At 43.6% G+C, this 14,025-nt stretch carries 15 protein-coding genes; 6 read left to right on the top strand and 9 right to left on the bottom strand.

The window, feature by feature from the left end:
• Positions 1 to 2: 2 nt before the first annotated feature.
• The 4 genes from MAMP_RS07295 (at position 3) to MAMP_RS07310 (ending at position 4,455) form a co-directional block, all read left to right on the top strand.
• Positions 3 to 2,636, top strand: a complete 2,634-nt coding sequence (locus MAMP_RS07295) for a plasma-membrane proton-efflux P-type ATPase (protein WP_007145378.1) — start codon at positions 3 to 5, stop codon at positions 2,634 to 2,636.
• Positions 2,633 to 3,436 carry a M90 family metallopeptidase gene (locus tag MAMP_RS07300; protein WP_050797523.1) on the top strand — a complete coding sequence of 268 codons (804 nt, stop codon included), beginning with the start codon at positions 2,633 to 2,635 and terminating at the stop codon, positions 3,434 to 3,436. The genes MAMP_RS07295 and MAMP_RS07300 overlap by 4 nt, the downstream gene beginning before the upstream one ends.
• Before the next feature lie 62 nt (positions 3,437 to 3,498).
• Positions 3,499 to 3,912 (top strand): DUF6782 family putative metallopeptidase, encoded by a 414-nt coding sequence (locus MAMP_RS07305; protein WP_007145380.1) that lies wholly within the window; start codon positions 3,499 to 3,501, stop codon positions 3,910 to 3,912.
• Positions 3,913 to 4,065: 153 nt separating this feature from the next.
• Entirely contained in the window at positions 4,066 to 4,455 is a 390-nt protein-coding gene (locus tag MAMP_RS07310) for a hypothetical protein (protein WP_007145381.1), read from the top strand.
• Here MAMP_RS07310 and cmoB read toward each other — a convergent pair.
• Genes cmoB through tsaB form a run of 3 tightly spaced genes read right to left on the bottom strand, consistent with a single transcriptional unit; the run spans position 4,452 to position 6,834 of the window.
• Positions 4,452 to 5,420 carry a tRNA 5-methoxyuridine(34)/uridine 5-oxyacetic acid(34) synthase CmoB gene (cmoB, locus tag MAMP_RS07315; RefSeq protein WP_007145382.1) on the bottom strand — a complete coding sequence of 323 codons (969 nt, stop codon included), beginning with the start codon at positions 5,418 to 5,420 and terminating at the stop codon, positions 4,452 to 4,454. The two genes, MAMP_RS07310 and cmoB, sit on opposite strands and share 4 nt — an antisense overlap.
• Entirely contained in the window at positions 5,417 to 6,151 is a 735-nt protein-coding gene (gene cmoA / locus MAMP_RS07320; RefSeq protein ID WP_007145383.1) for a carboxy-S-adenosyl-L-methionine synthase CmoA, read from the bottom strand. Before cmoA ends, cmoB begins: the two co-directional genes overlap by 4 nt.
• A complete protein-coding gene (tsaB, locus tag MAMP_RS07325; protein WP_007145384.1) occupies positions 6,151 to 6,834 on the bottom strand; it encodes a tRNA (adenosine(37)-N6)-threonylcarbamoyltransferase complex dimerization subunit type 1 TsaB in 684 nt (227 codons plus the stop codon). Before tsaB ends, cmoA begins: the two co-directional genes overlap by 1 nt.
• Positions 6,835 to 7,094: 260 nt before the next feature.
• Between tsaB and MAMP_RS07330 the strand changes: the two genes are divergently transcribed.
• The gene (locus MAMP_RS07330) at positions 7,095 to 7,334 is read left to right on the top strand and encodes a hypothetical protein (RefSeq protein ID WP_007145386.1); all 240 of its coding nucleotides are present in this window, start codon (positions 7,095 to 7,097) and stop codon (positions 7,332 to 7,334) included.
• 1 nt (position 7,335) lies between these two features.
• Here MAMP_RS07330 and MAMP_RS07335 read toward each other — a convergent pair whose 3' ends face one another.
• The 6 genes from MAMP_RS07335 to MAMP_RS07360 form a co-directional block, all read right to left on the bottom strand.
• The gene (locus MAMP_RS07335) at positions 7,336 to 7,908 is read right to left on the bottom strand and encodes a YceI family protein (protein WP_007145387.1); all 573 of its coding nucleotides are present in this window, start codon (positions 7,906 to 7,908) and stop codon (positions 7,336 to 7,338) included.
• A gap of 15 nt (positions 7,909 to 7,923) precedes the next feature.
• Positions 7,924 to 8,469, bottom strand: a complete 546-nt coding sequence (locus MAMP_RS07340; RefSeq protein WP_007145388.1) for a cytochrome b — start codon at positions 8,467 to 8,469, stop codon at positions 7,924 to 7,926.
• Positions 8,470 to 8,549: 80 nt separating this feature from the next.
• Positions 8,550 to 10,718: a YgiQ family radical SAM protein gene (locus MAMP_RS07345; RefSeq protein ID WP_007145389.1), complete on the bottom strand. Its 2,169-nt coding sequence runs from the start codon at positions 10,716 to 10,718 to the stop codon at positions 8,550 to 8,552.
• 80 nt (positions 10,719 to 10,798) lie between these two features.
• Positions 10,799 to 11,356: a L,D-transpeptidase family protein gene (locus MAMP_RS07350; RefSeq protein ID WP_007145390.1), complete on the bottom strand. Its 558-nt coding sequence runs from the start codon at positions 11,354 to 11,356 to the stop codon at positions 10,799 to 10,801.
• Positions 11,357 to 11,410: 54 nt separating this feature from the next.
• The gene (locus MAMP_RS07355; RefSeq protein ID WP_007145391.1) at positions 11,411 to 12,220 is read right to left on the bottom strand and encodes a spermine/spermidine synthase domain-containing protein; all 810 of its coding nucleotides are present in this window, start codon (positions 12,218 to 12,220) and stop codon (positions 11,411 to 11,413) included.
• Complete coding sequence (locus MAMP_RS07360) at positions 12,220 to 13,194, bottom strand: DUF3530 family protein (RefSeq protein WP_158005158.1); 975 nt, start codon at positions 13,192 to 13,194, stop codon at positions 12,220 to 12,222. The genes MAMP_RS07355 and MAMP_RS07360 overlap by 1 nt, the downstream gene beginning before the upstream one ends.
• 137 nt (positions 13,195 to 13,331) lie before the next feature.
• Between MAMP_RS07360 and rpe the strand changes: the two genes are divergently transcribed.
• Complete coding sequence (rpe, locus tag MAMP_RS07365; protein WP_007145393.1) at positions 13,332 to 14,024, top strand: ribulose-phosphate 3-epimerase; 693 nt, start codon at positions 13,332 to 13,334, stop codon at positions 14,022 to 14,024.
• Position 14,025 lies beyond the last annotated feature (1 nt).

The following is a 14,025-nucleotide window of genomic DNA, read 5'->3' on the forward strand; positions in this document are numbered from 1 at the left end:
AATTGACATCGTTATTCCAAAAAGCCACGGACGATTTTTCCCTTCAGCCTGTTGATGACACTTTCCGTTTATTAAATGTTGATAGTAAAAATGGCCTGTCTGAAACCGATGTGCGGCAACGACAGATAGATTACGGTCTGAATCAAATCATCAATCAGGAAGAATCCACACTGCAGCGGATTTTGAAACGCTTCTGGGGCCCTATTCCCTGGATGATTGAAATTGCCGCCATATTATCTGCAGTCGTTGGTAAGTGGGAAGACTTCATCATTATCAGCGTCCTACTTCTTATCAATGCCGGGCTCGACTTTTTCCAGGAACATCGTGCCCTTAATGCCCTCAATGCCTTAAAAAGCCAGCTAGATACACAAGTGCGCGTATTACGTGATGGCAAGTTTCAATCAGTTCGCTCACAAGAACTCGTACCCGGCGATATTATTCGTCTGCGAATGGGAGATTTAGTCCCTGCTGATGTGCAATTAGTCACGGGTGACTATTTATCTATAGATGAATCATCACTGACTGGCGAATCCTTACCTGTCAGCAAAAGAAGTACCGATGTTGCCTATGCCAACACCATCATTCGACAAGGTGAAATGGATGCCATTGTGGTCAATACCGGCCAGCAAACACGATTTAATAATGTTGTCAGTTTAGTTGCTTCGGCCTCCGAGAATGAACACAGCCACTTTCAAAAGATGGTGTTACAAATTGGTCACTTCTTGATTCTGTTATCTCTGGCAATGGTGACATTGATTGTTATCACAGGCTTATCGCGCCATGAAGATATGCTTGAATTGGCCCGCTTTGCCTTGGTGTTATTAGTCGCTGCAATTCCGGTTGCTTTACCGGCCGTTTTGTCTGTCACCATGGCTGTGGGTGCTTATAAATTGGCAAAACACAAAGCCATTGTCACCAAATTAACCGCTATTGAAGAGCTGGCTGGCGTCGATATTTTTTGTTCCGATAAAACAGGCACGCTGACCAAAAATGAAATGCAGGTAATGGACATTCTGCCATTCAATGGCACCCGTGAGGCAGCACTTATGCGAGCGGCCGTTTTAGCATCACGCTCAGAAAATACCGACCCCATCGAAATTCCATTATTTCGCTACATCAAAGATAATTTTGCCGACAGTGACTGGTCACAATGGCAACAAACCCACTTCACTTCATTTGACCCAAGCCGAAAATTTACCTCAGCATCGGTCAATAAAGCTGACGAAAAAATGGAGGTGTTTAAAGGTGCACCACAAGTGATTATGGCCATGGTCACTAACCTTACCGATAACGATATCACGTCACTCAATCAACAAATTAATCTTCTTGCCAGTAAAGGTTATCGCACATTAGCTGTGGCTCAACAGCGTGAGAATCAACCACATGAGTTCCTTGGCCTCATTCCGCTCATCGATCCGCCCCGGGATGACTCAAAGCAAGTGATTGATGAAATGCGAGAGCGAGGTGTCGAAGTAAAAATGATCACTGGCGATAATATCGCTATCGCTCGTGAAATTGGTCATATGCTTGGGTTAAACAAACGTGCGGTTCAGTCCAAACAAATCACCGGCAAGTCTGGACAGGAAATTAAAGAGCTCGCATCCGGTCTGGCTCAGGCGATATATAAACGACTCAATCCGGACGTGTCATTCAAACAGGCAAAACAGTTTGCTGATGAGGTAATGACCGATCTGGAAAGTATTTACGATACCAGCTTATTAGAAACAGAGTTTATTCACACACACGAGTCTGCTCTGCTCGACATGCTGGAATCCATCGAAATTTTTGCCGAGGTCTTGCCAGAAGATAAATACATGATCGTCGAAGCTTTACAAAAATCAGATCATATTGTTGGCATGACGGGTGATGGCGTGAATGATGCGCCGGCACTGAGAAAAGCAGATTGCGGTTTTGCCGTATCCAATGCCACAGATGCAGCAAGAGCAGCAGCAGATATTATTCTCACCGCACCGGGCCTATCCGTCATTAATCAGGCCATAGAACAGGCACGCTTTACCTTTGAACGCATGAAAAGCTACGCGACATTCCGTATCGCAGAAACGATTCGTATCATTTTGTTCATGACCTTGAGCATTCTGATATTCGAGTTTTACCCTATCACTGCCTTAATGATTATTTTATTGGCACTGCTCAATGATCTGCCTATTCTGACCATCGCTTACGATAATACCTATCAGTCGCCCACACCGGTGAGGTGGAATATGCATCAATTATTTATTATTTCATCTGTGCTTGGTCTTGCTGGTGTTTGTGCGTCTTTTTTACTGTATTTATTCCTGCGCGAACAGAATTTAGATAACGATACAATACAAACCCTTATCTTTCTGAAACTGCTTATTGCTGGTCACAGTACGATTTTTGTCACACGCAATAATGGTTGGTTCTGGCAAAAGCCGTGGCCATCTCCCCTATTATTAGCCGCGACATTAGGCACTGAAATTATCGGTACCTTGATGGCAGTCAACGGCATCTTTATTACCGCTGTAAGTTGGCAATATGCCGGATTTATGTGGTTATATGCCTTAGTCTGGTTTGTTATCGATAATGCCATCAAAATCGGTATTCAACACTCGCTATTTAATCACTCCCCAACTAAAACAAAACTCACTGCATGAATATTATTCGTAAATGGCGCACACTCAGAGTACTAAAACACTATCCGATACCCTTTGATTTGTGGCTTGCAGTCACTAAGCATTTACCCCTTATACAGGCAAGATCCGTATCCGAACGTGCCCGCATACGTTTGTTGGCCACACTGTTTATTCATAAAAAGACATTTACCGGGGCTGCAGGGTTAACGGTCACACCAGAAATGGCCGTCACTGTTGCTGCCCAGGCCTGTGTAGCTATCTTGCATTTAGGACTCAATACTTACGATGGTTGGATAGAAGTCATTCTCTACCCGGGCGCATTTCAGATTAAACGCGATGTGACAGATGAAAATGGCGTCGTTCATAGACAAACACAGGGCTTAAGTGGCGAGTCATGGTCACGGGGTCCCGTCATTTTTTCCTGGCAAGACATCAAACATGACAGTCAGCAACCCTACCGAGGTCATCATGTTGTTATTCATGAATTCGCTCATAAATTAGATATGTTGTCTGGTCGGGCTAATGGTATGCCGCCATTACACCCGGATATGTCGTTACCGGAATGGACTGAGACATTAACTGCTGCCTGGCAGGGTTTATTACGTGACTTGGCGGCACATAAACACACCTATCTGGATCCTTATGCTGCGACTAATCCGGCTGAATTTTTTGCGGTATTAAGTGAATACTTTTTTACTATGCCAGAAGCGTTGAAACAACATAATGCCCTTTTATTTAAGCAGTTAGAGGCTTATTACCGACAATCACCACCCGATTTAGAAGAATTTCATAATAGACAGCATGCATCAGCTAATGAATGAATAACAGAAACTGTTTCTAAAAGCGCTAGTCGTATATTTAACATGCTGACAAGGACGATGTTATGCAAGAAATTATTGGAACACTACTGTTAATGGCCGTTAACTTTAGTCAGTATGATATGCCAGAACAACACCCCTTAATTGAAGCCGTTAATCATCAGCAGTTAATAGATACTTTATGTGAGGGTAAAGAATGTAATGCTCTGGCTTATTATGACGATAAAAAAAATACGATTTTTTATGATGATAAGCTGACTAAAGATAGCATGATTGCTCAAGGATATATCGTTCATGAAATGGTGCATTTCCTTCAATATCAGCATGATGCCGTTATTGAAGAGCCAGACTGCAAACAACGAATGCTACTCGAACGTGAAGCCTACCAGGTTCAGCAACGTTTTTTACGTTCTCATCACATAATGACCTATGATGTGGATATGGCCATTCGTTTATTAAGTGGCGTTTGCAGTCGCTGATAATGAGATGACAGTTGTTATAAACAATTTGATAGGGATATACTCGGCTTTTTAAGAAATTAACCCTGTTATTTATAAATTGTATTAACTCCATACCAACGAGTTAATCGCTCATGTTTAAATAACGTTTTTCTACTCCAGTTACGGATGTCTATGTTTTCTAACAAACGGCTCTATTTATTAGGCATAGTCAGTATCAGCCTGGTGAGCATAGTTACCAGCACAGAAGCGTCGTTAGATTTGTTAGCAGGTGTCGAGGCCGGTATTGATACCGACACGGCGATGACAACACATGACCTGCAACAAACACAGAAAATTCTGTCGACAGAAACCATTGGTAAAAGCCACTTTTGGAAAAATGAAGTGACTGGCACAGCTTATGAAATCATCATTGATCATCATTACTCGTATGGTCACTACCCATGTCTGGCCTATGATCTTGTCATCAAAAAAGACGATCAAACTGAGACAAAATCATTGGATGCCTGCAAAAACAGCAATGGCCAATGGATATCCATCACCTCAGGTGCTACAGCCCTCTAAGGTGCTTTAGCGATAAATACACCACGTTTGGGAGCCTGATACCCTTCTATTGTTTTTGTAAGATCATTCGGGTCAAGAAAGTCTTTCAGTGACTCAAATGTCATCCATTCAGTGCTTCGTTGCTCATCGAGTGACGTGACATTTTCATCGACGCAACGCACCTCTTTAAAACCGCATTTTTTTAACCACACCATCATGGTCTCGCTACTGGGGATGAACCAGACATTTCGCATCTTGGCATAACGTGACTCTGGAATCAGACTCATGCCCTCAGGGCCATCAATAATCAGCGTTTCCAACACCAACTCACCACCCGGCTTCAGGCAATCACGTAACTCCATAAGATGAGTTAACGGGGAGCGCCGGTGATATAACACCCCCATGGAAAATACGGTATCAAACCAGGCCAGTTTTTCCGGCATATGCTCTATACCGATAGGAACAACGAAGTGTTTATTATTGGCGATATAACGTTGCATGACATGATATTGCATGGTGAAAACCAGCGTTGGATCAATGCCCATGACAAACTCAGCCCCCTCGCCTAACATTCTCCAGCCGTGATAACCATTGCCACCACCCACATCTAATACGCGTCGGCCAGCTAATGGACTGATATGCGGTAATACCCTGTCCCATTTCCAGTCAGATCGCCACTCCGTATTAATGTGAATATCAAAAAACTGATAAGGACCTTTACGCCAGGGATGAAACGCTTTCAAACAAGTTTTCAGCTCGTCAACATCAACGCCATTCAAATCTTTTTGCTGACCGATTCTGACTTCTGACTGTAACTCGACCTGACTGGGCGTGATCATCGGTAATGCTGCAAGTGCGTCTTGCCATAAAGGCATTTTGCCGTGCGTTTCTTCAGCTAATTTCTGATTGATTTGTTGTTCTAATGTCTGACGCCAACCCTGTAATCCAGCGGCATCGAGATATTCATATAAAGGCTGGTATATCACTTTATGGCAACCATCGAGACAAAGTTAAAACATTGATACCATTTTTCAGTAAAACCAAATCCGGCAGCACGTAAACGCTGCTGATGTTGTTCTAGTGACTCAGGTATTAACACATTTTCAAGGGCTGTTCTTTTCTGACTAATTTCCATATCGCTATACCCATTCGCCCGCTTGAAATCATGATGGGCATCAATATGAAACTGGTTAATGTTGGTATCAGCAAATGCCAATTTCTCTGACAGAATTAATATGCCACCGGGTTTTAAACCCTTATAAATTTGATTGATTAATGTCTGGCGTTGCGCCAATGGAATAAACTGTAAGGTGAAATTCATTACCACTACGGAAGCATTTTCAATGACCGTATCAGCGATATCTTCACAAACCAGTTGAACACCAATATCAGAGGCCTTGTCGGCCAGCAATATGTGATGTGCTTTTTCAATCATGGCAGGCGAGTTATCAACGGCAATAATCTGGCAATTCTGTTTTTTTATCCGCTGCCGCATCGATAAAGTCACGGCACCAAGTGAACAGCCCAAATCATAACAATGGCTATTATCTACAGCATACTTTGCCGCAAGAATGCCGATGTTAGATATCAGTGTTGCATAGCCAGGTACCGAACGCTGAATCATATCAGGGAAGACATCGACCACTTTTTCATCAAAACGGAAATCCACCATTTGTTCTAATGGTGCAGCGTAGATAGTGTCTTGCTTTTTCACCATCACTGTTCACCTTTTTTCTTGGCGACATTATCGCGAAGGTAAACGGGCATAGCCTGTTCCGCAGCTAAAGTATGACCATTTTCAATCTGCTTTACAGCCAGTTTTGCAATGGCAGCAGCTGTCGGTAACAGCTGATTATCCATGCCATGAATTTGACCGGAGAACTTTGTTGTCATAGACGTTTCATACTCTTTCCAACCGCTACCGGCAGCAAAAAAAGATGAATCATTGTCCAAGCAAATCAGCTCAGGCAAACATACTCTTTCCTCTCCTGTTAACTCAGCCAGACCATCAACAGATTGATATGTAGCGCTGTAGACTTCCTGCATACGTGCATCCATTGCCACGGCAATATAATTAGCACCATGTTCATCAATTGCACGCTGCGCGACGGCGGCTAAGGTTGAAACGGGTACGACTGGCAATTTAGACGCAAAAGCAATTCCCTGAGCGACACTGACACCAACGCGAACGCCGGTAAATGAACCAGGCCCGCGGCCAAAAGCAATACAATCCATATCAGCAAGGCCACAATCCGCCTGGGACAAAATCTCATCCAGCATACCTAGTATTTTTTCTGAATGACCTCGTTGAGTTAGAAGCGATTGTTCAAACAGTTCACCATTTTTTAAGATGGCGACAGAACACATTTCTGTGCAGGTATCGAGTGCGAGAATATTCATAGGTGCTTAATTAGCCGGTCATTTGAGTGTCACAATCGCGCATTATAATGCATACAATCAGATTCAACGGAGTAAATCATGGCTTTATTCATTGATGCGATTTATGTATTACGCGAAATTGGCAAACTGATATTTGTCATCGTCACCTCCCCGTTTGCCTTTGTTGCTGGCTTGTTGACGCTTATCGGAAGCAACTAGAATTTTCATTCAATTCAATCTGTTATAGCATAGCTATTGTCAAACTTTTCTGGAGGTTGGCAATGGCTATACAACATTTACAAGCATTGGAATTGGCCGCACAAGGCGATTGGAACGGTGCTCACAGACTCATTCAAAACTATGAAGATAGTTTTGCCTGCATGATTCATGGTTATCTTCATTATGTTGAAGGCGACAAAGGAAATGCTGCTTACTGGTACCAACGCGCGGGACGTTCTGTACCAGCAAGCAGCTTATCTGAAGAATTTGACAGGCTTTATAACCTCGCCAAACAAATCTGACTTATTGTTTAATGCCTTCAATCGACAAAGTTAAATACACTACCTGTGATGATGGACCTAACATATCAACATTAATGCCGTAGTCAGAAATAGTAAATTCAGTTTCACCAACAAAACCGGCACGGTAACCACCCCATGGATCGGCGCCTTCTCCTACTTTTTGGACAGGGAAGCTCAATTCATGGGTCACGCCGTGTAAGGTAAAGTCACCCGTGACCATTAAACTGCCATCATCCTGCTGTTTAAATGAAGTAGATTTGAAGCTGGCCTTAGGAAATTTATCCGTTTCCAGAAAGCGTTCACGTAGATGTTTATCACGCTCGGCAAAGTTAGTATCAACACTGGTCACATCAATATCTACATCCACTTTTGATGCTTCCGGTTTTTCTGCATCATAAGAAAACGTGCCAGAAAAATCATTAAAACGTCCACTCATCCAGCTGTAGCCTAAATGCTGAATACGGAAATCAATAAAAGCGTGGGCTTTTTCAGTATCAATCACATAATCTGCCGCATAAGCAGGCATTATCGCTGACAATCCTAATAGTGATGTTGCTAAAAGCGTCTGTCTCATTTTTTTCTCCTGGTTTTATTTGATGCCAAGCATCTGCTTGAGCGTTGAGTCTCTATCGATAAAGTGATGTTTAATTGCAGCCAGAGCATGGACTGTTGCCATCGCAATCAGAAAATACGCAGCCCATAAATGAATTGCCCCCGCCGGATCTACCCAAGCGGGTTTGTTTGAAATGATTGCGGGAATCGTGAACCAATCAAAAACAGAGAGGCCATCACCTTTAGCTGTGACCATGACATAGCCACTGATAACAATAATCAACGCCACGATATTCATGGCTTGATGTGTAATTTTTGCAACGAGATGTTGCCAATAAGGAATAGAGGAAATGGCAGCAGGAGGCTGACGAAACAGGCTCCAAGCCCAGCGCGAAACAATCAGTATGGCCGTTACAACGCCAATACCTTTATGCCACCAGGGAGCCTGATAATACCAATCATCGTAGTAACCAAGATCGACCATCCACAGGCCAGATGCAAACAGGCCAATAATAAAAACTGCGACTAGCCAATGAAGAAAAATCGATAAAAAGTCATAACGAGAACTCTGCTTCGATTTCATTAATGTCCCTATTAAAAATTGGTGATAGGCACATTGACCACGGTCAATTAAAAATGTTTCTCAAATAATAATATTTTTTATTAGCGCTGACGTCTTTTGGCTTTGACTTTGGTTTTTCCCGGTCTTGTATGCTGAGTGCGAAAACTTTGTACATTTTTTGCCTTACGCGTAACACGGCGGCCTTCACCATTTTCTCCGGTGCCAGCAGGCTGCCAACTGGGGATCAAATGTTTTTTGCCATTACCGATCAAATCTGCACGCCCCATGTTTTTTAATGCTTCACGTAACATTGGCCAGTTTTCAGGATCGTGATAACGAAGAAAAGCTTTGTGCAATCGACGCACTTTCAACCCTTTCGGGACTTCAATATCACCACCGTTACGTCTTACTTTATGCAAGGTGTTCTTGCCCGAGTGATACATGGCCGCAGCGGCTGACATTGGCGAAGGTAAATAGGCCTGAACCTGATCGGCTCTAAAACCATTGCGTTTCAACCAAAGTGCCAGATTCATCATATCCTTATCCGTTGTGCCTGGATGTGCAGCGATAAAATATGGAATCAAATACTGCTCTTTACCTGCTTCTTTCGAATATTTATCAAACATCTGTTTGAATTTATCGTAAGTGCCGATGCCGGGTTTCATCATTTGTTGCAGCGGACCTTCTTCAGTATGCTCCGGTGCAATTTTGAGATAGCCGCCCACATGATGCGTCACCAACTCTTTGACATACTCTGGTGATAAAACCGCCAGGTCATATCGCAAACCTGAAGCAATCAAAATCTTTTTAATGCCGGGTAATGATCTGGCGCGCTTGTATAGACTAATCAAAGGCGTGTGATCAGTATTCAGATTTTTACACACGCCCGGGAATACACACGACAAACGACGACAACTAGCCTCAATTTGAGGATCATTACAGGCTAGACGATACATATTGGCCGTTGGACCACCCAAATCAGAAATCACACCGGTAAAACCGGGTGTTGTATCACGGATCGCTTCTACTTCTCTGATGATGGAGTCTTCAGAACGACTCTGAATAATACGTCCTTCATGTTCGGTAATAGAACAGAATGTACAGCCACCAAAACAGCCGCGCATGATGTTGACGGAAAAACGGATCATATCGTAGGCGGGAATGGTCATCTTGCCATAACCACTATGCGGTACACGGCTATAAGGTAAATCAAACACAGCATCCATTTCGGCTGTGGTTAACGGTATCGGCGGTGGGTTTAACCAGACATCCTGATTGCCATGTTGCTGTACTAGAGCCAGCGCGTTACCGGGGTTGGTTTCCAGATGCAAAATACGTGAAGTATGGGCATAGGTAACCGGATCATCTTTCACTGCATTGTAGGCAGGCAACCGTATTACAGTACGTTCAGCATTTCGCGGTGAAACCCGATGAATTTTAATAACATTGGTATTTTCAGCCGGTTTATTTTGTTCTGTTTTGGCTTTTTCATCTGCACAACTTTCTTCAGTTTGCATCTGATAAGGATCAATAGGCGGATTGAGTTTCCCCGGAGTATCCACCAAAGTAGAATCTTTCTCCCACCAGCCCGGACGCTGTTCATGCTTTTTGGTATAGGCGGTGCCACGAATGTCGGTCAAATCACTGACAGGTTCACCTGCAGCGAGACGATGAGCAATTTCCACCACTTGTCTTTCGCCATTGCCGTAAACCAAAAGATCAGCTTTAGAATCCATAATGACACTGCGGCGGACTTTCTCAGACCAGTAGTCATAATGGGCAATACGGCGCAAGCTGGCTTCAATACCACCGATAATCACGGGCACGCCTTTGTAGGCTTCCTGACAACGTTGGCTGTAAACCACGACGCTTCTATCAGGTCGTTTTCCGCCTGAACCACCTGCGGTGTATGCATCATTACTGCGTATCTTACGGTCAGAAGTATAACGGTTGACCATAGAATCCATATTACCGCCAGTGACGCCAAAGAACAGATTCGGTTTACCTAGTTTGGTGAAATCGTCGGTGCCGGTCCAATCGGGCTGAGAAATAATACCAACGCGAAAACCATGTGATTCTAATAAACGCCCTATCAGCGCCATACCAAAACTCGGATGGTCTACATAGGCGTCACCCGTCACAATGATAATGTCACAAGAGTCCCAGCCCAGCGCATCCATTTCCTCTCGGGTCATAGGTAATTCGGGCGCGATACCAAAACGGTGTGCCCAGAATTTACGGTAGGAAAACAGATCAGGCGCGGATTGCATGTGGACCCCAGAAGAATAAAAGCGATAAACGTTGATATTCTAGCAAATTCAGATGCATATCCGACAATTTTAATCAGGTTTTATTCCATGATTTTGACTTCTGTGCCCACGCCGACAAACTTCAATATCTCATCAATTTCTTTATTTCTGAGCGCAATACAGCCTTGAGTCCAGTTCGCCATCTGATGAATCTCAAGTTTGTCTTTGGTTTCAACACCAATGCCATGAATACCGATCACACCACCGAGCGCAGTATTTTGTGGCGGAATACCACCAAAAATATGCGCATCAAGAATTCTGCGATATTGCGATTTTTTAATATGTCCGGCTTTCAAACCATTGATCGCATCCCTGACACTGGGATAGTCAAGTTGTAAAAACAAATGGAATCGGTCACTGTCTTTAATATCAACGATATGATAAATACCCATTGGCGTGCGCCGATCGCCTTCCATCTGTTTTGCTTTTCTGCCACCACTACCTATTGCGGCATGATATGAACGAATGACTTTATCGTTTTTTTCAATCAGTAATTTGTTTTCAGATCGTTTAATCACAATCTTGTATGCATCATCAGCCCAGCTCACTTGTTGATATAAAAACAGAGTCAACAATACCGGCAAAACCCACTTGTTCATGAAACCTCTATACGCTAATGACTGACTGATAACCCCTCTCACACAAAGCCAATATTAAATCGCGAATAAACGATGAATAAAGTTTCGGTTTTGTCTGATGAGATTTTGTAATGATCGTGGTAAGTTAATTTGATACACCATTTCTAAACTATTGACTTGCTGGCGCAATTTTTTCAGATACGCATTTTCCACATTAAACTTGGTGGCTAAAGCAATGACATTGCCCTTATTCTCAACCGGCAGAATCATAGCACGCTGTTGAAAGCTCTCATTAATTCTTTCCATGGTTGAGTTAAACAAGGCACGTTCACTTCCCCACAGATTAATACTTAACACACCATTGTCTGTCAGAATGCCTGAACAGGCATCAAAAAAAGCCTGAACGCCAACACTGGCTGCCATGCCATTTTGATCATAGGCATCAACCAGAATCAGATCATAGCTAAAATCCGTTTGATAAAAACATTGATTGACATAAAGATAACCATCACCAAGGTTGATATTTAAGTTGGGGTTATCGACCGGGACCTGAAAAAATGACTGTGCCACTTCCACCACATCCTGACGATACTCAACTACATCAACATAGCAATCCGGAAAATGATGCAACAGGAACTTCACCAACGAGCCTCCACCCAGACCAATCACCAACACCCTTTGTGGATTAGGATTGAGTAATAAACACCCCATCATGGCCTGAGTGTAACTAAGCTCCAGATAATGCGGTTGATTAAGTCGCATGGAACTCTGTCTGGGAAAAGTACCGAAATGTAATGATCGTGTATTACCACTATCAACCACTTCAATTAAACCATCATCAGAAACTGCTTGATGGATAAGGTTTCCATCACCGTAAATTCGCATCACGTATCGTCCTTGGCGATAAAATGTTTGTGCAACCAGCCACGGACAATACCAAGCACATTGGTCTCTACGCCATAAAAGTTTGGACTGGTCGTCACAATTCTTCGTTGTTCATAGTTCATCGCCTGAGCTTTTATCATTTCAGCCCGACGTTGAATAGCATTAGTATTTTGTCGAGCAGGAAAGTCTGAAATCAAATCAAGAATGGCTTTCACTTTAATGGGTTCGACTTGATTCATACTGGCATCAATCCAAATAATGCCCACCTCGCCATTGGCCATAGAAAAGCTGTCATTGACCCACTCAACCGCCTCACCAAAGCCTATAAGAATAGTGGGGCCAGTCTCCTGCTTTTCAGCTAGATAACTTATCGCAGCTGCAATGCGAGCTTCATTTGTCACGACATAAGGAGCTTGCTCTGCGTCCTCTTTTTTCTCATCCCCTTCCGCTGCCGGAGTCTCAGTGCCGGATTCGGATGGTGCTGCTGCGTTTTCATCAGCAGGCTGTTGCTGTGTCGTGTCTTCAGTAGTCGGCTCCGTCGCTGTTGTTTCTGCAGAATCCGTCTCTGGCTTTTTATCCGCATCTGAAGGTACAAGATAAATATTCGGTGTCAGCTCATAATGCATCGCCACTGTCATCGTAGACCAGCCGGCTTTAGTCAATCCGATTCTGAGTGTATGAATAACACCGTCACTATCAATATCCTGACCGCGGCCAGGCAGAATCAAGACTTTACCAGCGACTTTACCCAGACTATCCGGCATATATGTCGCCGCTATTGGTTGCTCACTGACAGTTAGTGATACATACCCCTCAACATTCCCCTGCTCACGCAGCATAATCGGAGAATTTTCTTCGGTGACCGTTTCCTTTTCATCACCTTGGCTAGGCTCTTCTGCATCATCCGCAGCATAGGCCAGTAGCAGATAACTTCCCATCGTCAGCAAAGCGATAAATTTCAGCAGTTTTCGCAAGTCCAACTCCATCTCATGATTTCTCGCTCCAGTATAATCTCAGCCTATTGATTTCAAAAGCTGAAAAAAGAAAGCCGATACGGTAAAGTATCAGGTTTACATGCACGTTTTTATTATTCGATTTAAGAGAGACAATCATGGCTGAATTCAAAATTGCCCCTTCAATCCTGTCTGCTGACTTTGCTCGTCTGGGTGAAGAAGTAGATAACGTTCTTGCTTCAGGTGCTGATATTGTGCACTTTGACGTAATGGATAACCACTATGTACCGAACCTGACTATTGGTCCATTAGTGTGTGATGCATTACGGAAACATGGTGTCACCCATGAAATCGACGTACATTTGATGGTGAAACCCGTCGACCGCATCATCCCTGACTTTGCTCAAGCTGGCGCCACCTTCATCACATTCCACCCGGAAGCCTCAGAACATATTGATCGTAGTCTGCAATTAGTGAAAAGCGAAGGCTGTAAAACCGGTTTGGTATTCAACCCGGCGACGCCTCTTTCACTGGCTGAACATGTTTTAGACAAAGTTGACCGTATTCTGCTGATGTCAGTTAACCCCGGCTTTGGTGGTCAGAAATTCATTCCACACACACTGGAAAAACTACGCCAAGCACGCAAAATGATCGATGAAAGCGGTTACGATATTGACTTAGAAATCGACGGTGGCGTTAACGTCAACAATATCCGTGAAATTGCTGAAGCAGGTGCGCGTACTTTTGTTGCAGGTTCTGCAGTATTTGGTGCGGCAAAAGACAGCGACCCTAACCGTTATGAAACAGTGATTGCAGCACTGCGTGAGGAATTAGCTAAAGCTAACGTCTAAT

This window comes from Methylophaga thalassica MP (assembly GCF_000214595.1).
Lineage (GTDB): Bacteria > Pseudomonadota > Gammaproteobacteria > Nitrosococcales > Methylophagaceae > Methylophaga > Methylophaga thalassica.

Excerpts from the sequence above, each read along its gene's own strand:
- MAMP_RS07335 (WP_007145387.1), bottom strand. The coding sequence starts at position 7,908 with ATGAGACAGACGCTTTTAGCAACATCACTATTAGGATTGTCAGCGATA.
- MAMP_RS07305 (WP_007145380.1), top strand. The coding sequence starts at position 3,499 with ATGCAAGAAATTATTGGAACACTACTGTTAATGGCCGTTAACTTTAGT.
- rpe (WP_007145393.1), top strand. The coding sequence starts at position 13,332 with ATGGCTGAATTCAAAATTGCCCCTTCAATCCTGTCTGCTGACTTTGCT.
- MAMP_RS07300 (WP_050797523.1), top strand. The coding sequence starts at position 2,633 with ATGAATATTATTCGTAAATGGCGCACACTCAGAGTACTAAAACACTAT.
- tsaB (WP_007145384.1), bottom strand. The coding sequence starts at position 6,834 with ATGAATATTCTCGCACTCGATACCTGCACAGAAATGTGTTCTGTCGCC.
- MAMP_RS07310 (WP_007145381.1), top strand. The coding sequence starts at position 4,066 with ATGTTTTCTAACAAACGGCTCTATTTATTAGGCATAGTCAGTATCAGC.
- cmoA (WP_007145383.1), bottom strand. The coding sequence starts at position 6,151 with ATGGTGAAAAAGCAAGACACTATCTACGCTGCACCATTAGAACAAATG.
- MAMP_RS07340 (WP_007145388.1), bottom strand. The coding sequence starts at position 8,469 with ATGAAATCGAAGCAGAGTTCTCGTTATGACTTTTTATCGATTTTTCTT.
- MAMP_RS07345 (WP_007145389.1), bottom strand. The coding sequence starts at position 10,718 with ATGCAATCCGCGCCTGATCTGTTTTCCTACCGTAAATTCTGGGCACAC.
- MAMP_RS07355 (WP_007145391.1), bottom strand. The coding sequence starts at position 12,220 with ATGCGAATTTACGGTGATGGAAACCTTATCCATCAAGCAGTTTCTGAT.
- MAMP_RS07330 (WP_007145386.1), top strand. The coding sequence starts at position 7,095 with ATGGCTATACAACATTTACAAGCATTGGAATTGGCCGCACAAGGCGAT.
- MAMP_RS07350 (WP_007145390.1), bottom strand. The coding sequence starts at position 11,356 with ATGAACAAGTGGGTTTTGCCGGTATTGTTGACTCTGTTTTTATATCAA.